General features: G+C 67.0%; 14 protein-coding genes. 11 read left to right on the top strand and 3 right to left on the bottom strand.

Annotated elements, in window-relative coordinates; translation table 11 throughout:
- Positions 1–344 precede the first annotated feature (344 nt).
- The gene (locus F8S13_27225) at positions 345–1,496 is read right to left on the bottom strand and encodes a hypothetical protein (protein ID KAB8139684.1); all 1,152 of its coding nucleotides are present in this window, start codon (positions 1,494–1,496) and stop codon (positions 345–347) included.
- A gap of 405 nt (positions 1,497–1,901) precedes the next feature.
- Here F8S13_27225 and efp point away from each other — a divergent pair, with 405 nt between their 5' ends.
- From efp to F8S13_27170, 11 genes are all read left to right on the top strand, one after another.
- Positions 1,902–2,468, top strand: a complete 567-nt coding sequence (efp, locus tag F8S13_27220; protein KAB8139683.1) for an elongation factor P — start codon at positions 1,902–1,904, stop codon at positions 2,466–2,468.
- A gap of 1,373 nt (positions 2,469–3,841) precedes the next feature.
- Positions 3,842–5,437, top strand: coding sequence for an NAD(P)H-hydrate dehydratase (locus tag F8S13_27215; GenBank protein KAB8139685.1), 1,596 nt, complete (start codon positions 3,842–3,844; stop codon positions 5,435–5,437).
- Between the two features lie 105 nt (positions 5,438–5,542).
- The gene (locus F8S13_27210) at positions 5,543–6,847 is read left to right on the top strand and encodes a thymidine phosphorylase (GenBank protein KAB8139682.1); all 1,305 of its coding nucleotides are present in this window, start codon (positions 5,543–5,545) and stop codon (positions 6,845–6,847) included.
- A gap of 54 nt (positions 6,848–6,901) precedes the next feature.
- On the top strand, positions 6,902–7,303 hold the full coding sequence (locus tag F8S13_27205; GenBank protein KAB8139681.1) for a zinc ribbon domain-containing protein: 402 nt from the start codon (positions 6,902–6,904) through the stop codon (positions 7,301–7,303).
- Positions 7,304–7,424: 121 nt separating this feature from the next.
- Positions 7,425–8,396, top strand: coding sequence for a signal recognition particle-docking protein FtsY (ftsY, locus tag F8S13_27200; protein ID KAB8139680.1), 972 nt, complete (start codon positions 7,425–7,427; stop codon positions 8,394–8,396).
- A gap of 33 nt (positions 8,397–8,429) precedes the next feature.
- A complete protein-coding gene (locus F8S13_27195) occupies positions 8,430–8,627 on the top strand; it encodes a hypothetical protein (protein ID KAB8139679.1) in 198 nt (65 codons plus the stop codon).
- On the top strand, positions 8,602–9,039 hold the full coding sequence (locus tag F8S13_27190; GenBank protein ID KAB8139678.1) for a hypothetical protein: 438 nt from the start codon (positions 8,602–8,604) through the stop codon (positions 9,037–9,039). Before F8S13_27195 ends, F8S13_27190 begins: the two co-directional genes overlap by 26 nt.
- Before the next feature lie 133 nt (positions 9,040–9,172).
- On the top strand, positions 9,173–10,501 hold the full coding sequence (glnA, locus tag F8S13_27185) for a type I glutamate--ammonia ligase (protein KAB8139677.1): 1,329 nt from the start codon (positions 9,173–9,175) through the stop codon (positions 10,499–10,501).
- A gap of 32 nt (positions 10,502–10,533) precedes the next feature.
- On the top strand, positions 10,534–11,970 hold the full coding sequence (locus tag F8S13_27180; GenBank protein ID KAB8139676.1) for a hypothetical protein: 1,437 nt from the start codon (positions 10,534–10,536) through the stop codon (positions 11,968–11,970).
- A gap of 6 nt (positions 11,971–11,976) precedes the next feature.
- Complete coding sequence (acpS, locus tag F8S13_27175; protein ID KAB8139675.1) at positions 11,977–12,372, top strand: holo-[acyl-carrier-protein] synthase; 396 nt, start codon at positions 11,977–11,979, stop codon at positions 12,370–12,372.
- Between the two features lie 459 nt (positions 12,373–12,831).
- Positions 12,832–13,851 (top strand): ABC transporter substrate-binding protein, encoded by a 1,020-nt coding sequence (locus F8S13_27170; protein ID KAB8139674.1) that lies wholly within the window; start codon positions 12,832–12,834, stop codon positions 13,849–13,851.
- A 155-nt stretch (positions 13,852–14,006) separates the two neighbouring features.
- On the opposite strand, the gene F8S13_27165 is transcribed toward F8S13_27170, so the two are convergent.
- Positions 14,007–16,817 (bottom strand): phosphoenolpyruvate carboxylase, encoded by a 2,811-nt coding sequence (locus tag F8S13_27165; GenBank protein KAB8139673.1) that lies wholly within the window; start codon positions 16,815–16,817, stop codon positions 14,007–14,009.
- 110 nt (positions 16,818–16,927) lie between these two features.
- Complete coding sequence (locus F8S13_27160; protein ID KAB8139672.1) at positions 16,928–17,860, bottom strand: YihY/virulence factor BrkB family protein; 933 nt, start codon at positions 17,858–17,860, stop codon at positions 16,928–16,930.
- Positions 17,861–18,368: the final 508 nt, after the last annotated feature.

The raw sequence follows: 18,368 nt of genomic DNA, 5'->3' as shown, positions 1-18,368 counted from the left end.
GCCGCATCCCAATGCTCCGCTGTTGATGGTGGCCCTTATTGATTGCTGGGTGGATGCCCTGCGCGGGCGGCGCCTAGGGGCTAGCCCCTAGGAACCCCACGAGGGGGCGGTGCCCCCTTCGAACCCCCAATTTTGGGCGTTCCGATGCTGAACGCAGGTGGCTGGTGTTCGTGCATATGGCCAGTTTGCACGAGCGGCACCTTCGCCGCATGGGCCGGGTGAGAGGGGGCGGGTGTTGATGCGCGGTGCTTTTCTGGCCTCCGCGCCCTGGAGCCTTGGTGGTAAAGGGTGCGCTTTCTGGCCTTCGCGTCTTCGCGCCTTGGTGGTATTCGATCTCTTGGTGCCTAGCGATCCCCCATGCGCTCGCGGATCTCGGTGGAGCTGAGGTCGACGCGGAAGGCCGACTCGGGCAGGCCGAGGAAGAGGCCTGCCGCCGCCTCGGGCAGGGGCAGGTCGTCGAGGCTCTGGAACGCGCCGTCGCGGGCGGCGCGGCCCGCCACCAGGAAGCGGCAGCCGAACGAGGCGATGTCGGCCAGGGCGGCGTCGCGGGCTGGCTCGCCGCCGTAGTAGCGCGGCTCGATCAGGCGGGCGGCGGTGTCGTAGCCGATCACGAACACGCAGGATGGGAAGATCGCGGCCTTCTGCACGAAGAGCGGGGCGCGGCTGAGCAGCACAGGGTAGCGCCAGCGAAACTGGCCGAGCCGCCGCTCCAGCTCGGCGTAGGAGAGCGCGGGCTTGTCGGCGTTGAGGATGGGCAGCTCGAAGGCCACGGGCATGCGCAGCCAGCGGCCAGCGGCCAGGGCCAGCTGCTCGTGGCCGTGGTGCAGCGGGTTGAACGAGCCGGAGAGCAGCGCGCCGTGGAAGTCGGGGTCGGCCTCACGCGCGCCATCGGTGTCCACCAGCACGGCCTGGGCCTCGCCCGCGATCACCTGGGCCACTGGGTCGGGGCTGGGCGCGGCAGCGGTGGCCAGATCCTCGTCCTCCTCCAGGCCCAGGGGCAGCGCGCCCACCACCCCGCATGCCGCGCCGATGGCCAGCACGGCCAGCCGCGAGGCCAGCTCCTCCTCCTGCTGGCGGGTGCGCGCGCCCTTGCGCAGCGCCAGGCCGTAGGACCGCACTCGCTGGGCGTCGCGCACGGCCACCCAGCAGCTGTGCTCGCCGCGCCGCACGCGGTCGGTGGCGATGGCGGCGGTGAGCGCCACGCCCGCCACGGCCTGGGGGTCGCCGCCCAGGCGCACGGCGCGCTGGTAGGCCGCGCCCGCCATGGCCTCGGCGGTCTCCTGCGACACGAACTTGCGGGGCGTCGCGCCCAGCAGGTCGGCCATGGACTCGGGGGCGTAGCGGTCGCTGGCCTCGATGACGGTGCGGGAGGAGCCGGCCACGGCGTGGAGCCAGGCCAGGGCCAGGCTGCCCGCCCCCGCGAACTCGAAGACGATGCGGGCGGGGGCCGCGTGGATCTGCTCGATGTAGCTCGTGATGTCGCTGTCGGTGGTCATTGCTGCTCCTCGCTCGTGGGTCTGGCCGCCTATTGTAGCACCATGTTTTGGGCAGAAGGTTTTGCCGCCACAGCCCCAGGCCACCAAGGTAGTGGGGGCGCGGCGGATTCTCTAGGGCCTATGCGTGCTCGGCAGACTGAAGATTTTTTACCACGAAGACGCGAAGGTTGCTCTCCCTTTTCGTTCGAGTCTTCGTACTTTCGTATTGTTCGCTTTCTTCCTTGGTGTCTTGGAGTCTTGGAGGTGAAAGCATCGGTGCGCTGTCGAGCACGCATAGACCCTAGCGGGGCCGGTCGGCGGATTTTTTCTTTCGTCAGGCCTGTGCTATAATAGCCGCCAGAAAAAACTGCGATTGGACACGCGCCGCTCTCTCGGGCGGCGCTTCTTGTGAGGAGAGATTCTGTCATGGCGACGACGTCGGATCTGCGCACTGGTATCATCATCCGCTGGAATGGCCAGCTGACGCGAGTGACCGAGTTTCACCACCACGCCCCCGGCAACTGGCGGGCCATGGTGATCATGAAGCTCAAAAATATTCAGACGGGCAAGACCGTCGAGGAGCGCGTGCGGGCTGGCTCGGACATCGACATCGTGCGCGTGGAGAAGACGCCGATGCAGTTCCTCTACCGCGAGGGCACGTCATACCACTTCATGGACAACCAGACCTTCGAGCAGATCGAGATCGAGGAGGATGCGATCGGCGAGCCGGCCAAGTTCCTGAAGGACAGCGACATGGCCGACGTGCTGTTCTACGACGACAACCAGATCCTGGGCGTCGAGGTGGCGTTCTTCGTGAACCTGCAGGTCACCGATGCGCCTGTGGCGCTGCGCGGCGACACGGCCACCAACGTGAACAAGCTGGTGACGGTGGAGACCGGCGCGCAGGTGCAGGTGCCCGCGTTCATCAACGAGGGCGATATCATCCGCATCGATACGCGCACGGGCACCTACATCGAGCGCGTGAGCAAGTAGGCGCGGCGGGTTTCTCTGTCGCTGCGGGCGCGGCGCGGGCTTCGGCCTGCGCCGCGCTCGTGCGTTGCGGGGCGCGATGCACGTGAATGACATCAGCGCTGGGCTTTTTTAAATAAGCGATGGCGGTGGTGTGTTCAGCGGGTGGATGCCCTGCGCGGGTGGCGTCCGGGGGCCAGCCCCTAGGACCCCCACTTAGCAGGTGTCACTTTTCCGGTTTGCGCTGGGCTTTTTAAATGAGCGATGGCAGTGGTAGGTGTTTAGCGGGTGGATGCCCTGCGCGGGCGGCGCCTAGGGGCTAGCCCTTAGGAACCCCACGAGGGGGCGTTGCCCCCTTCGAAACCCCCAATTTGTAGCATTCCTATGCCGAAATCAGGCATCTGGTGTTCGTGCATATGGCCATCAAAACCATAGCGGCACCTTCGCCGCATGGGCCAGGTGGATGAGATTCCCGATCTCGGGTGCTGCGTATGGCCCGGCACCCGAGATAGTGTACTTTGTTGCTTCCAGATGCCTTGCCCAAAAAAGTGACACCTGCTGAGGGCAGTGCCCCTCAACAGGTGTCACTTTTCCCGCCGGCGCTGGGCGTTTTTTCATTCGGCGATGGCAGTGGTAGGTGTTTGGTGAGTGGATGCCCTGCGCGGGCGGCGCCTAGGGGCTAGCCCCTAGGAACCCCACGAGGGGGCGTTGCCCCCTTCGAACCCCCAATTTTGAGCGTTCCTCTGCTGAAAACTGGCAACTGGTGTTCGTGCATATGGCCATCAAAACCATAGCGGCACCTTCGCCGCATGGGCCAGGTGGATGAGATTCCCGATCTCGGGTGTTGCGTATGGCCCGGCACCCGAGATAGTGTACTTTGTTGCTTCCAGATGCCTTGCCCAAAAAAGTGACACCTGCTGAGGGCAGCGCCCCTCAACAGGTGTCACTTTTCCCGCCGGCGCTGGGCTTTTTAAATGAGCGATGGCAGTGGTTGATGTTTGGTGGGTGGATGCCCTGCGCGGGCGGCGCCTAGGGGCTAGCCCCTAGGAACCCCACGAGGGGGCGTCGCCCCCTTCGAATCCCCAATTTGAAGCATTCCAATGCCGAATACTGGCGGCTGGTGTTCGTGCATATGGCCAGTGCGGGCGAGCGGCACCTTCGCCGCATGGGCCGGGTGGGTAAAGCTGGCCATTCGCCAAAGACAATGGCCTTTTCTTCCTTTCTTCTCTTCGTGCCTTGGTGTCTTGGTGGTAAATGGTTCTTGCGCTCCCCTCGTGCCTTTGCGTCTTCGTGGTATTCGTTCCCCTCGACGGGCTATGGTCGCGATGGTGTACAATAGGCCGCAGGAAGAGGAGCGAGCGGGTAGAGCGGGTATGAAGCTAGTGACGGTGGCGCAGATGCGCGCGCTGGAGCAGGCCGCGGTGGATGCGGGCGCGACCTGGGCGGGGCTGATGGAGCAGGCCGGGCTGGGCGTGGCGCTGGAGTGTATCCGGGCGCTGGGCGACCCGCACGAGGCGCGGGTGGTGGTGCTGGCAGGCCCCGGCAACAACGGCGGCGACGCGCTGGTGGTGGCGCGCCACCTGGCCGACGCGGGCTGCGCGGTGCGGCTCTACCTGTGGCGGCGCGCCCAGGCCGAGGGCGACGCCAACCGCCTGCTGTGCCGCGAGCGGCGCATCCCCGAGACCCTGGCCGAGGATGACCCCGACCAGCATCAGCTGGCGGGGCTGCTGGCCGACGCCGCGCTGGCGGTGGATGGCCTGCTGGGCATCGGCGTCAGCCGCCCCGCCGAGGGCGCGCTGGCCGCGATCATCGCGGGGCTGGCGGCCTGGCGGTCGGGTGGCGCTGGCCGCCGCGTGCTCGCCATCGATGTGCCCACCGGCATGGACGCCGACATCGGCGCGACCCCCGGCCCCGCCGTGCGCGCCGATGTGACAGCGGCCACCGGCGCGGTCAAGCGCGGCATGCTGCTCTACCCTGGCCGCTCGTACGTGGGCGCGATTCGTGTCGCGCCGATCAGCCTACCGCCGCAGCAATTGGAGGGACTCATGAGCGAGCAGATCACATCCAAGCTGGTGAAGGGCCTGCTGCCCACGCGACCGGACGATTCGCACAAGGGGACGTTTGGCAAGGCCATGGTGGTGGCCGGATCGCTGTACTACCCCGGCGCGGCCACGCTGGCCACCGGCGGCGCGCTGCGTGTGGGCGCGGGCCTGGTGACCCTGGCCGCCGGGCGCGGCGGGCTGGCCTCGCCGGGCCGCGCCCCCGAGGTGACGCTGCGCCCGCTGCCCGACGAGGGCATGGGTGTGCTGGGGGCGGCATCCGCCGACGAGCTGCTGAAGCACCTGGATGGCTACGCCGCGCTGCTGGTCGGCCCCGGCCTGGGCCACGAGGAGCCGACGCAGCAGTTCTTCACCCAGCTGCTGGGGCTGCACGCGCCCAAGCAGCGCGGCCAGATCGGCTTCCGGCTGGGCCACGCGCCTGGGCAGGCCGAGCAGAAGCCGGTGGAGCTGCCGCCGCTGGTGATCGACGCCGACGGCCTGAACCTGCTGGCCGAGGTGGAGCAGTGGTGGGAGCGGCTGCCCGCCGGGCGCGCGGTGCTCACCCCCCACCCCGGCGAGATGAAGCGGCTGCTGAAGGCCGAGGAGCTGCCGGGCGACCTGCCCGAGGCGGCGGCCCAGGCGGCGGCGCGGTGGGGCCAGGTGGTGGTGCTGAAGGGCGCGACCACGGTGGTGGCCAGCCCGGATGGCCGCAGCGCGCTGCTGGACGGCGGCAACGCCGCGCTGGCCACCGCTGGCACGGGCGACGTGCTGGCGGGCGCGATCGTGGGGCTGCTGGCCCAGGGCCTGGCCCCCTTCGACGCGGCGGTGGCGGGCGTGTACCTGCACAGCGCCGCAGGCCGCGCCCTGCGCGACGAGCTGGGCGACGCGGGCACGATCGCCAGCGATCTGCTGCCCCGGCTGCCGCTGGCCATCCGCGCGGTGAAGCAGGGCTAGTCGGAACCTATCGGTGTCGGCTGGGGAGCCACAGCGCCCCAGCCGCTTTCTTTCGGCCCCGCCTGCGGGCGGGCGGACCACAGATTTGCAAGATGGCGGGACATAATGCGAACAGTTGACATCATCATCAAGAAGCGCAACGGCGGCACCCTCTCCACCGAGGAGATCAACTTCCTGATCGAGGGCTACACCAAGGGCAGCGTGGCCGACGAGCAGATGAGCGCCTGGGCCATGGCGGTGTGCCTGCGCGGCATGGACGACCGCGAGACCGCCGACCTGACGCTGGCCATGGCCCGCTCGGGCGACTGGCTGGACCTGCACGACGTGGCCCCGCTGACGGTGGACAAGCACTCCACCGGCGGCATCGGCGACAAGACCAGCCTGGTGCTGGGGCCGCTGGTGAGCGCGGCGGGCATGCCGGTGGCCAAGATGTCCGGGCGCGGCCTGGGCTTCAGCGGTGGCACCGTGGACAAGCTGGAGTCCATCCCCGGCTTCCGCACCGAGCTGTCCTCGCAGGAGTTCCGCAGCGCGCTGACCCAGATCGGCATGGTGATCGCGGCCCAGAGCGGCGATCTGGCCCCCGCCGACAAGCGGCTCTACGCCCTGCGCGACGTGACCGGCACCGTCGAGTCTATCCCGCTGATCGCGGCCAGCGTGATGAGCAAGAAGCTGGCGGCGGGTGCCGACTGCATCGTGCTGGATGTAAAGACCGGCGCTGGCGCGTTCATGCGCACCCGCGAGGACGCGCGCGCCCTGGCCGCGCGCATGGTGGCGATCGGCCAGCACGCGGGCCGCCGCGTGGCCGCCGCGATCACCACCATGGAGCAGCCGCTGGGCCAGAACGTGGGCAACGCCCTGGAGGTGCGCGAGGCCATCGCCACGCTGCGCGGCCACGGCCCCAGCGATCTGGTGGAGCTGTGCGTGGCGCTGGGCGGCGAGCTGGCCGCGCTCTCGGGCAAGGCCGATAGCGTGGAGGCGGGCCGCGCGCTGGTGCGCCAGACGCTGGAGAGCGGCGCGGCCTGGGAGCAGTTCCGCCGCTTCATCGCCAACCAGGGCGGCGACCTGGCCTATGTGGATGATGCCGACCTGCTGCCCAAGGCCCCGGCGGTGGTGGCGCTGCCCGCCCCGCGCGATGGCGTGGTGGCCGCGATCAACGGCGAGGAGCTGGGCAACAGCGTGAACGAGCTGGGCGGCGGGCGCATGCGCAAGGAGGACACCATCGACCCGGCGGTGGGCCTGGCCCTGGCCGCCAAGGTGGGCGACGCCGTGCGCGCGGGCGAGCCGCTGCTGCACATCCACGCCGCATCCGCCGAGGACGCGGCCAGGGTGGCGCCGCGCCTGCTGGCCGCCTACCAGATCGGCGCGGAGCCGGTGGCCACGCCCCCGCTGATCTACGAGATCGTCCGCTAGTTTGCACCACACACGGGCCGCCCGAGCGCATCGGGCGGCCCCGCGAGGAATGCTATGCCTATCTACGAGTACGAGTGCTCGCACTGCAACGGCCGCTTTCAGAAGCTGGTCTCCGGCTTCCGCGACCCCGAGGGGCTGTCCTGCCCGCGCTGCCGCTCGCTGGACATAAGCCGCGCCGTCTCGCGCTTCGCCACCGTGCGCTCCGAGGAGGCCCGGCTGGACGCGCTCTCCGACGCCTCCATGTTCAACGGGCTGGATGAGAACGACCCGCAGTCGATCGCGCGCTGGGCCAAGAAGCTGGGCAAGCAGCTTGGCGAGGACGCGGGCGAGGACTGGGACCAGATGGTCGACGAGATGATGGACGAGGAGCAGTCGCGCGAGGGCGAGGAGGGCGAGCAGCCGCCCGCCGGGGCCGCGCCGCGCCGCAAGAAGGCCGACGATCTGGGCTGGGCCTAGCAGCCCTCGGCTATGCTACAATAGGGGCACAAGGCACGATTCATCCGGCGCGGCCTGCGGGTCGCGCCTTTCGGACTATTCGACTGCGCCCTGGCCCCCAGCGCGCAGCAGAGGGAAGAGCATGTTCCGACGCTTGTTCGGGCGCAGCCAGGATGCGCCCCGCACCGAGGAAGAGGCCCAGCAGGAAGAGCAGAAGATCGAGCAGGCCACCGAGAAATCGCGGCGCGGCCTGTTTGGCCAGATAGCCGCGATGTTCGCGGTGGATGACCCGATCTCCGACGAGTTCTGGGAGGATCTGGAGGCGCTGCTCATCCAGGCCGACGTGGGCGTGGAGACCACGCAGTACCTGGTGAACCGCACCATCGACCGCGTGAACCGCAACGGCGTCAAGCGCATCCGCGACGCCAAGGACATGCTGCGGGCCGAGATGGTCTCGGTGCTGCAGGAGAACGCCGCGCCCAAGGCTATGGCGGCCAAGCCCTACGTGGTGCTGGTCACCGGCGTGAACGGCGTGGGCAAGACCACCATGATCGCCAAGCTGGCCCACCGCTACAAGACCCAGTTTGGCAAGAGCGTGATGCTGGCCGCCGCCGACACCTTCCGCGCCGCCGCCACCGAGCAGCTGGAGACATGGGCGCAGCGCGTGGGCGTGCCGATCATCACGCGCGGCCAGGGCGCCGACCCCGGCGCGGTGGTGTTCGACGCGGTGGATGCCGCGCTGGAGCAGGGCGTCGAGATCCTGATCATCGACACGGCGGGCCGCCTGCACGCCAAGGCCAACCTGATGAAGGAGCTGACCAAGATCCGCAACATCATCAGCCGCAAGCTGCCCGATGCCCCCCACGAGGTGCTGCTGGTGATCGACGCCACCACCGGCCAGAACGGCGTGCTCCAGGCCAAGTCGTTCATGGAGGCGGTGGATGTGACCGACGTGGCCGTGACCAAGATGGATGGCAGCGCCAAGGGCGGCATCGCCTTCGCGATCGCCCAGGACATCGAGCGGCCCATCCGCTACATTGGCACCGGCGAGCGGATGACCGATCTGGCCATGTTCGACTCGCAGTCGTATGTCGATTCGCTGATCGCGGCCTAGCGCCGCCCCTGATCTTGATAGAGGAGTACTGTCGTGTCTGTTGAGTTTGTGACATGCCCGGTGTGCAAGCAGAAGCTTGGCCTGATCAACTACATGGTGGTGGGCACCGAGGTGGTGTGCGCCAACTGCGAGACCAACCTGCGCGTCGAGAAGCGCAACCCGCTGCAGGTCAAGCACATCCCGGTCAGCGACACCCGCAACGCCAATGACCGCCCCGAGTCGTACGGCTAGGCGGCGGGCGGCGCTGGCCCGCGCGGCTGCCGCCCTGCTGGCGGCGCTGGCGCTCTCGGGCTGCGTGCTCTACTCCGGCGAGGTCTCCTCGTCGGACACGCTGGCGGGCGGCGGCAACGTCAGCACCAGCTTTGTGAGCGCCGAGGGCAGCGACGAGCGCCAGCTGGCCACCGGCGGCACCGGCGATGTGGATGTGATCACCATCGTGAGCGCCGCCGAGGGCACGCTCACCGTGGATCTGCTCGATCCCACGGGCGCGGTGGTGTTCTCGGTCAGCAACCGCTCGCGCGAGCCCGTGACCCGCAGCGACACGGTGCCCACCGACGCCGAGGGCATCCTGCGCTACCGCATCACCGCCACGGGCGCGCGCAACGGCAGCTTCCAGCTGCTCTACCAGCGCGCCGCGCCCTGATCCGGGCCGTCTTTCGAATCACCGCAGCCTGCGGGCGCGGCGGGCCAGCCAGCCGCCCCGCAGGCCGCATCATGCCCGTATGTGTGTCGCTGGCGCGATGGGGCACCACACATATGGCACACCCATAAAACGTATGCCAATAACTGCAAAGAACATTCTCCAGCGGGCCGAGGATGAGAAGGTCGAGTTTATCAACCTTCAGTTCACCGATATCACCGGCATGGTGAAAAATGTGACCATCCCGGTGGCCCAGCTGCGCGACTGCCTTGACCATGGCGTGTGGTTCGACGGCTCGGCCATCGAGGGGTTCGCGCGTATCGCCGAGAGCGATATGTACCTGGTGCCGGATCTAGAGACCTTCGCCCTGATCCCGTGGGATGACACCTACGTCACCGCCCGCATGATCTGCGATGTCTACACCCCCGACCACAAGCCCTTCGCGGGCGACCCGCGCTACATCCTGCGGCTCGCGCTCGAAGAGGCCGCCAAGATGGGCTTCGGCTACAACGTCGGCCCCGAGCTGGAGTTCTTCCTGTTCCGCAACGGGCCGGATGGCCGCCCCTCGGCGGACCCGCACGACTCGGCCAGCTACTTCGATGTCTCCAGCGATATGGCCACCAACATCCGCCGCCATATGGTCAAGGCGCTGGCCGCCTTCGGCATCGAGGTCGAGGCCATGCACCACGAGGTGGCGGTGGGCCAGCACGAGATCGACTTCCACTATGGCCCGGCCCTGCGCACCGCCGACCACGCCGTGACCTTCCGCATGGCCTGCAAGGCGATCGCCCAGCAGCACGGCCTCTACGCCACCTTTATGCCCAAGCCCATGGCCGATGTGGCCGGCAGCGGCATGCATGTGCACCAGAGCCTGTTCGACCTGAAGACCGGCAAGAACCTGTTCTACGACGCTAGCGACCCCTATGGCCTCTCGCCGCTGGCCCGCTCGTTCATCGCCGGGCTGCTGGCCCACTCCAAGGGCATGCTGGCTGTGCTCGCGCCGCTGGTCAACTCGTACAAGCGCCTGGTGCCGGGCTACGAGGCCCCGGTCTACATCAGCTGGGGGCGCACCAACCGCTCGGCCCTGGTGCGTGTGCCGCGCATCAGCCCCAGCCGCCCCCACTCGACCCGCGCCGAGCTGCGCTGCCCCGACCCCTCGTGCAACCCCTACCTGGCCCTGGCGGTGATGCTGCGCGCCGGACTCGATGGCATCCGCAACGATCTGCCGCTGCCGCGCGCCATGGAGGAGGATCTCTACCACGTCGACCCGCGCGCCTACCAGCTGGAGACGCTGCCCGGCTCGCTGGGCGACGCGCTGGATGCGCTGCAGAGCGACGATGTGGTGTGCGACGCGCTTGGGCCGCATATCGTCGAGCGCTTCGTGGAGGCCAAGACTCAGGAGTGGAACGAGTATCGGGTCTTTGTGAGCCAGTGGGAGCTGGATCGCTATCTCGCATCGTACTAGCCGCGTCTGCTTGGATGGTGCGCTCTAACCGAATGTCTCAGCAGGAATCAACATCGCAGCATGGGCGGCAGAACATCCAGGCCAGCACCTGGGCCGTCCTGCTGATCTTTTTCGCCGGATTCTGCGTGCTGATCGCCACCGTCGGATTCTGGGGCTGGCGCTTCTACGCCGACGCCACCGACCCCGAGCTGGGCAGCGTGGCGCTGAAGTATGTGGACACCGGCGTGCTCATCCAGCAGCCCGACCGCACGGTGCCCCAGGAGATGACCGAGGCCACCGGCAGGCCTGCGGGCTGCCCGACCGACACCAAGGTGTGCATGTTCTTCAGCGAGGGCCAGCACCTGATCGGGCGGCGCGGCGCGGGCTACGGCCCCGTGGCGGCGCTCAAGCTGCCCGACAGCTCGCTGATCAACCTGCACACCCAGCCCGCCGGGTTCGACCTAGCCCTGCGCCGCTACCGCGTCTCGCGCTGGACCAAGGATCGCCAGGATGTGGTGGTCGAGCAGCTGGCGGGCTACGCGCGCTACGATCTGGCCAACAATCAGCCCTACAAGAACGTGACGTTTGCGGTGCTGGTGGGCAACGCCAAGCTCTCGCTGGCGCTGGGCGGCAGCTACAGCATCGATGTGCCGCGCAGCGAGTCGGGCGAGCCGCGCGGTCGGCTCGTCACCGACGCGCCGATCTCGTTCGAGATTTCGGTGCGGCGCGGCACCGCGCTGATCGAGAGCCACGGCCAGTCGCTCAGCCTGCGGCCCGGCGACAAGGTGCAGGTGGCCGTCGACGGCTCGTTCGTCGAGCAGAACGGCTCGCCCTTCCAGGCCGCCCAGTGGGAGCTGATCGCCGATGGCGACTTCAGCCAGTTCACCACGCCCGACTACAACACGCCGGGCAAGAGCACCACCTGGAACATCCGCAGCTACGCGCCCACGCCCGTGTACCCCGGCGACTTCAGCGTGGTGCAGACATGCCCGCCCGAGAAGCCCTTCTGCTCGGGCCACGAGCAGATCCGCTACGGACAGTTCCACCGCGAGGCGGGCGATGGCAAGCCGTTCTACACTGGCATCGACAACCCGGTCGATATCGATGTCTCCGAGTACACATCCTCGCTGGTCTTCCACCTAGAGGCCAGCATCATCAAGCAGTCGGTCAAGAACACCGGCGAGCGCGGCACCGACTGCCCGATCTTCGTGGAGATCACCTATAAGCAGAAGAGCCCCACCGACTCCGACCAGTTCTACCGCATGTGTGTGTTTGCCGCCGAGGATGATGAGATCGTGCGCGACGCCACCAGCCGCATCGACTACCGCCAGATCAGCCGATTTGGCACGTACCCGATCGAGGTCGATCTGCGCACGCTCGACCAGCCGCTGCGCGACGCGTGGTACATCTCGAACGTGCGGATCGAGGCGCGCGGCCACGACTATATCTCGCAGGTCACCCGCGTGTCGCTGATTGGGAAGATGAGGTAGCGCCGGATGCTGTTTCACGGGGTCGATCTGATCGAGGTGGCGCGAGTGGCAGATGCGCTGGAGCGCCACGGCCAGCGCTTCCTGGCGCGGGTGTTCACCAGCGCCGAACTGGCCGAGAGCGGTGGCAGCGTGGCGTCGCTGGCGGCGCGCTTCGCCGCCAAGGAGGCGGTGGCCAAGCTGCTGGGCGTGGGCATCCGCGGCCTGGGCGCGGGCTGCGACGCCGCCGCCATCGGCTGGCGCGAGGCCGAGGTGCGCCGCACCCCGGGCGGCCCGCCCGCCGTGGTGCTCTCGGGCCGCGCCGCCCAGCGCGCCGCCCTGCTGGGCCTCGGGCCGATCGCCATCAGCCTCTCGCACACGCGCCTGCACGCCATCGCCTCTGCCGTGGCCCAGGATGCCCAGTAGCGCTGATGTTTCCAATTGGCCAATCGGGCTTTCAGGAAAGAATGAACACAGATTGGACGAAGAAGGCGTAGCTCTCAGGGGTTTTAGCCCTGGGGTTACGCCTTTTTTATTGCGTATTCTCCAACCTGCCCCACGTGCTGCCAAACGGCGCTGAGAACGTGTTTGCTGCCCCCTTCTACCAACATAGATCCAATGACCATAACGGCCCAATACGGTTTTTCTTGTATACCGTATCTTGCTATTTCAAAATTATAAACTTGACAAATAGAATATATTACTATAGGCTAATAAATAGTATTAGCCTATAGTATAGTCATACCGGGCGGAGCCCAAGGCGTTGGGAAGACCAATGCGCAGCCGCGTCTGAGGCAGGCGATTTTCACGCCCGCCCGCTTCGGGCTGGTTTTGGTAGTTCATGTCGCTTGGGTGGCGCTTCAAAGATTGTAGGTAAAGACCACTATGTTCAAGCCGTTTTCCACCGTAGGGCTCGCATTCGCCATCGTGTTCATCAGCTCCTGCGGCGCGCCGTCGGCAAGCGCACCGACCACTGCGCCAGCGCCAACCCAAGCTGCCGCTGCGGCAACCAGCAGCCCGATTGTGGTAAAAGATAGCCGAGGGACGGTTGCGCTCGATGCGGTGCCGAGCCGAGTGGTGGCCTGCTCTGAAGAGGCGCTTGATTTTCTGATTACGCTTGGCGTTCAGCCTATTGGTATGTGTTCCGATCGGGTCGCTGGTGCGACCAGCGGCTCGGTCTTCGATCGCCCATACTTTTTCCCCAAGGATGCTCTTGGTACGCCGGTCTTTGTCGGTGGCGCTGAATCGCCCTCGCTTGAGCAGATCGCGCAGCTTAAGCCGGATCTGATCATCTCTGGCGTCTGGGCAGAAGAGGCGAATAAGCGAATGGCCCAGATTGCGCCGCTGTTCATCGTCGATACCGCTACGCCAGATTATTGGCGTGGCCCGCTGCTTGAGCTTGGCAAGGTGTTCGGGCGCGAGGCGCAGGCGCAGCAGTTTATCGATGAGTATGATGCCAGTGCCAAACGGCTGGCCGCTGAATTAGCCCCGGTGACGGCGTGCGCGCCGAACGTGCTGTTCATCTACTCCTATGCTGCGACGGATGGCACCATGCTGCTCGGCCCACGCTGGACTGGCTCGAAGCCGTTTGAGCTGTTTGGGTTTAAGGTGCTAGCCCCAGAAGGCTACGATCTTTCCAGCGGCGCTCTACCGGTTTCTCCTGAGATTGTGAGTGAGGTGCAGGCCGATATCGTGTTCGTCCTGCGGATCAAAACGCCCGACGGCGAGATCCCGCACTACCCGATCGATGATCTTGTCGCAAGCTTAAAAGATACGCGGGTGATCTATCAGGGGGTAGATTCGACTCGTGGCTCGACCGCGCCGTATACCGACCGATTCGCCCTGGAAGAGATCGGCGGATTGCTGAAGGAAGACGGCGCGGCAACCGCCACCGCCACACCATAGCGCCTCGCCGCGCTGCGCCTCGCGCGACTGCTCGATTTCTTACCACCAAGCCACCAAGACTCCAAGATTCTTTATGATCTTGGAGTCTTGGTGGCTTGGTGGCTATCGGTTTTCCGGTCTCTCGTGTCTTTGCGCCTTCGTGGTATTCGCCTCGCCTATCCAGTGTTCTTCAGGCCCGCCGCGATCCCGCTGATGCTCCACAGGATCGCCTCCTCCAGCGCCACGTGCTGCTCGCCCTCGGGGTCGCCGCGCAGGCGGCTCAGCAGCTCCACCTGGATGTAGCTCAGCGGATCCACGTAGGGGTTGCGCCGCGCGATCGAGGTCTGCAGCACCGGCAGGTTGTCGAGCAGCGTGTCGATTTTGGCGATCGCCTTCACCATGCGCACCGAGCGCTCGTGCTCCTGGGAGATCGTGGCGAAGATGCGCTGGGCCACCGCCTGGTCGGGCACCAAGTCGATATAGCGGCGGGCGATGGCCATGTCGGCCTTGCCCAGGATCATCTGGGCGTTGTCGATGATGGTGCGGAAGGCCGGCCACTTGGCGTACATGGCCTGCAGCGTCTCCAGCCGATCCACGCCGCGCGCGCTGTAGGCGTAGCGCTCCAGCGCGTAGCCCAGGCCGAACCAGCCGGGCAGCGTGTGGCGGCTCTGCATCCAGCTGAACACCCAGGGGATGGCGCGCAGATCCTCGATCCGGTTGCTGTTCTTGCGGCTGGCCGGGCGGCTGCCGATGTTCAGGCGCTGGATCTCGGCGATCGGCGTGGCGCTGCGGAAGTAGGCGATGAAGTCGGGGTCGTCGTAGACCAGCGCGCGGTAGAACTGGCGCGACTCCGAGGACATCTGCTCCATGGCCGCCGTCCACTCGCGCTGCGGGTCGTCGTGGGGTACGAAGCCCACGCGCAGCACCGCGTTCAGCAGCTGCTCGATGTGGCGGTGGGCCAGCGCGGGCAGGCCGTAGCGGTCGGAGATGACCTCGCCCTGCTCGGTGATCTTGATCTGGTAGCCCACGCTGCCGGGCGGCTGGGCCAGGATGGCCTGGTTGGCCGGGCCGCCGCCGCGCCCGATCGTGCCGCCGCGCCCGTGGAACAGCCGCATGTTGATGCGGTAGCGGTGCGCTAGGTCGCGTAGGTCGCGCTGGGCCTGGTAGAGCGCCCAGTTGGCCGAGAAGAAGCCGCCGTCCTTGTTGCTGTCCGAGTAGCCGATCATCACCTCCTGGGTGTCGCGGCGCAGACGCAGGTGGGTGCGGTAGGGCGCGATGTTCCAGCAGGCCTCCACGATCCGCGCCGCCGCCTCTAGGTCGGCCCCGGTCTCGAACAGCGGCACCACGCCAAGGCGGCTCACGCCCGCGTCGGGGTCGTAGAGCCCGGCCTCGCGGGCCAGCAGCAGCACCGCCAGGATGTCGCTGGCACCCGTGGTCATGCTGATGATGTAGGTGTGGATGGCGTCGGGCGAGAGCTGGTCGAGGATGGCCGCCACGGTGCGGAAGGTCTGGATGGTCTCGTCGGTCTCCTCGCTGAAGGAGTGGCGGGTGGGGATCAGCGGCCTGCGCCCCTCAAGCTCGTGGGTCAGCAGCGCCACGCGCTCATGCTCGTCCAGCGCGGTGTAGTCCTCGCAGACCCCGGCGTAGGCCAGGATCTCGGCCAGGGCGCTGGTGTGGCGCGAGCTGTGCTGGCGGATGTCCAGTGTGGCCATGTGCAGCCCGAACACCTCCACCTGGCGGATGAAGTCGCACAGCATGCGGTCGGCGATCACCGCGCCGTCGTTCTCGCTCAGGCTGTCGTACATCAGCCGCAGGTCGTGCAGCAGCTCGGCGGATGTGTGGTAGTAGGGCGCGGTGGCGGCCTCGCTCTCGCGCTTAGAGAGGAACCAGTCGGGCACGTGGTCGTGGGTGTGGGCCAGCGCCAGCAGCAGCTTCTCGCGGATGTAGGTGCACTGCTGGCGGTACGGCTCGTGCGGGTTGCGGCGCTCCAGCAGCTTGGCCACCTCGGGGAACTTCTGGGCCTGCTCGTCCAGGGCCTGCTGCAGCGCCGCGCTGATGGTGATCTGGCGGCTCGACTGGCTCAGGCGGCGGCTCAGCTCCTCCACCGAGGCGATGTGGCGGTTGATCGCCGCCGAGCGCATCAGCCGGATGGCCTCGATCGTCACCTGCGGCGTCACAAAGGGGTTGCCGTCGCGGTCGCCGCCCATCCACGAGCCGAAGCGCAGCAGCGCCGGGATGCGCCACTGGTGGTCGGGGTAGTGCTGGCGCAGCGCGTCTTCCAGCTCGCGGTAGAGCCGCGGCGCCACGCTGAACAGCGACTGCTCGAAGTAGTACAGCCCGCTCTTCACCTCGTCGATCACGGTGGGCCGCACAAAGCGGATGTCGTCGGTCTGCCACAGCGCCACGATCTCCTCGACGATCGCGGCCACCGCCTCGTAGCGCTCGTCGGGCAGCAGGCTGGTGTCCTGCACGCGCTGCACGTCCTCGCCGATCCGATGGATCTTGTCCAGCGTGGTGCGGCGCTTCGACTCGGTGGGGTGGGCGGTGAACACCGGCAGCACCAGGGCGTCATCCAGCCAGCGCTGGATGGCGTGGGCCTGGATGCCGCGCTGCTTCAGCTCGGTGACGGCGGCCAGGATGGACTCGCTGCGGGGCTTCTCGGGGCGGCGCATCGCGCGCTCGCGCAGCACCCAGATGCGCTGCAGCTGCTCGGACAGATTCACCAGCGCGAAGTAGATGCTGAAGGATTTGATCAGCGTCTGCATGTCGGCCACGCTCAGGCGCGCGATCGTGGCGCGCAGCTCGGCGGCCAGCTCGGGGCTGCCGCTGGCGCGCAGATCCTTGGCGGTGGCGCGGGTGCGCTCCTCAAGCTCGAACGCGGCGTCGCCCGCCTGCGCGCGGATCACGTCGCCCAGCAGATCGCCCAGCAGGTGGATGGCCGAGGAGAGCCGGTCGCGCTCGGCGGGGGCCAGATCGGTAGTCGTCATACGCTGCTCGCTCTTTGCAGGAAATTTGTGACACCAGGTACGATTATAGGTTCAGGGGGCTAGGCCCGTCAAGGCGCATTTAGATGCGGTAAAACGATGTGGGGAAACCCCTACGCGCCCTGCTGCGGCGCGGCCTGCTGCGCCCGCTGGCCCGCCAGCTCCTCGCGCCGCTGGCGTCGCCGCCGCGCCGACACGTAGGTAAACTCCGCCCCTAGGTACAGCACCAGCGACGAGAAGTAGACCCACGCCACCACGATCAGCACGCCGCCGATCGCGCCGTAGGCCGAGAACTTCTCGGCCATGTTGCCGATGTAGAGCGCCAGCAGCCGCTTGGCCGCCTCCCACAGCAGCGCGGTGATCAGCGCCCCAGGCCAGATGTCGCGCCAGTGCACCTTGGCATCGGGCAGGTACTTGAACACCAGCAGGAAGATCAGCACGTTCAGGCTGAAGGCCACCAGCGCGGCCACCGCGCCGCCGCCCAGCGTGGCCAGCCACGAGTCCTGCGCCACCTGCAGCAGCCCCCAGGTGCTGCTCACCAGCGCCTGCGTCACGCCTGTGATCGCGGTGGAGATGATCAGCAGCGCGCCTACCGCCAGCACCATCAGAAACGATGAGATCTTCTTGCGGATCATCTGGCCGATCATCTGGCGGCGGGTCAGATCGGTGGCCTTGGGCACCTTCCAGATCGTCTTGAAGTTGGCGTCAAGCTGCTGGAAGACGCCCGACGCGCCCATCAATAGCGTGATCAGGCCCACCCAGGTGGCCGCGCCCGCGTTCTGCTGCACGCCCGCGAGGATATCCTCCAGCGTGCCCGCCAGCCCGGCGGAGAAGTTGACCTTCACAGCGTCCAGCAGCGCGTTCTGGCTGCTCTGCAGCGAGGGGAAGACCTGCAGCGCAAAGCCCAGAAGCGCGGTGATCAGCAGGATGAGCGGCAGCAGCGAGAACAGCGCGTAGTACGAGAGCGCGGCGCTCATCTGCATGGCCTCGTCGTCCTGAAACTCCTTCCAAGTCTCCTTCGCGAGCGCGAGAGCCTCTTTGAGCATAGGGGTGCTCCTTCTGAAACGTGGCGTGTGCGCAGCGGCGTGGATCTGCGCACAGGGAAGTGTACCGCAAAAAACATGCCAGCGCGGCCTCGTGCTCAAGGCACGAAGCGGAAGACCGATTTACCACCAAGGCGCCAAGAGCCAAGGGGACGGAAGAACGAATACCACGAAGACGCGAAGGCACGAAGCTGAAGAGAAGACCTATGTACCACCACGACACCAAGGGGACGGAAGGCGATAGGAAATGGCGCACAGCCAGCCCTACCCGACTGGCCCATGCGGCGCAGGTGCCACTCGTGCACACTGGCCATATGCGCGAATATCAGCCGCCAGGAAACGGCATAGGAATGCCTCACATTGGGGGTTCCAAGGGGGTTACATCCTCAACAGGTGTCACTTTTGTGGCGAGGTGGACAGAACGCGCAAAACGGGTATGCTTTGCGTGCCAACCCAAACCATACCCTATGGAGTCGTTATGCCCCCCTCGCCCCGCTATCATACCATCATG

The organism is Chloroflexia bacterium SDU3-3, from assembly GCA_009268125.1.
Taxonomy (GTDB): Bacteria; Chloroflexota; Chloroflexia; order Chloroflexales; family Roseiflexaceae; genus SDU3-3.
The sequence above is the reverse complement of the archived record's forward strand: the minus strand, read 5'-3'. Positions and strand labels throughout refer to the sequence as shown.

Coding starts and splice junctions, on each gene's coding strand:
- F8S13_27225 (KAB8139684.1), bottom strand. CDS start 1,496: ATGACCACCGACAGCGACATCACGAGCTACATCGAGCAGATCCACGCG.
- efp (KAB8139683.1), top strand. CDS start 1,902: ATGGCGACGACGTCGGATCTGCGCACTGGTATCATCATCCGCTGGAAT.
- F8S13_27215 (KAB8139685.1), top strand. CDS start 3,842: ATGCGCGCGCTGGAGCAGGCCGCGGTGGATGCGGGCGCGACCTGGGCG.
- F8S13_27210 (KAB8139682.1), top strand. CDS start 5,543: ATGCGAACAGTTGACATCATCATCAAGAAGCGCAACGGCGGCACCCTC.
- F8S13_27205 (KAB8139681.1), top strand. CDS start 6,902: ATGCCTATCTACGAGTACGAGTGCTCGCACTGCAACGGCCGCTTTCAG.
- ftsY (KAB8139680.1), top strand. CDS start 7,425: ATGTTCCGACGCTTGTTCGGGCGCAGCCAGGATGCGCCCCGCACCGAG.
- F8S13_27190 (KAB8139678.1), top strand. CDS start 8,602: ATGACCGCCCCGAGTCGTACGGCTAGGCGGCGGGCGGCGCTGGCCCGC.
- glnA (KAB8139677.1), top strand. CDS start 9,173: ATGCCAATAACTGCAAAGAACATTCTCCAGCGGGCCGAGGATGAGAAG.
- F8S13_27180 (KAB8139676.1), top strand. CDS start 10,534: ATGTCTCAGCAGGAATCAACATCGCAGCATGGGCGGCAGAACATCCAG.
- acpS (KAB8139675.1), top strand. CDS start 11,977: ATGCTGTTTCACGGGGTCGATCTGATCGAGGTGGCGCGAGTGGCAGAT.
- F8S13_27170 (KAB8139674.1), top strand. CDS start 12,832: ATGTTCAAGCCGTTTTCCACCGTAGGGCTCGCATTCGCCATCGTGTTC.
- F8S13_27165 (KAB8139673.1), bottom strand. CDS start 16,817: ATGACGACTACCGATCTGGCCCCCGCCGAGCGCGACCGGCTCTCCTCG.
- F8S13_27160 (KAB8139672.1), bottom strand. CDS start 17,860: ATGCTCAAAGAGGCTCTCGCGCTCGCGAAGGAGACTTGGAAGGAGTTT.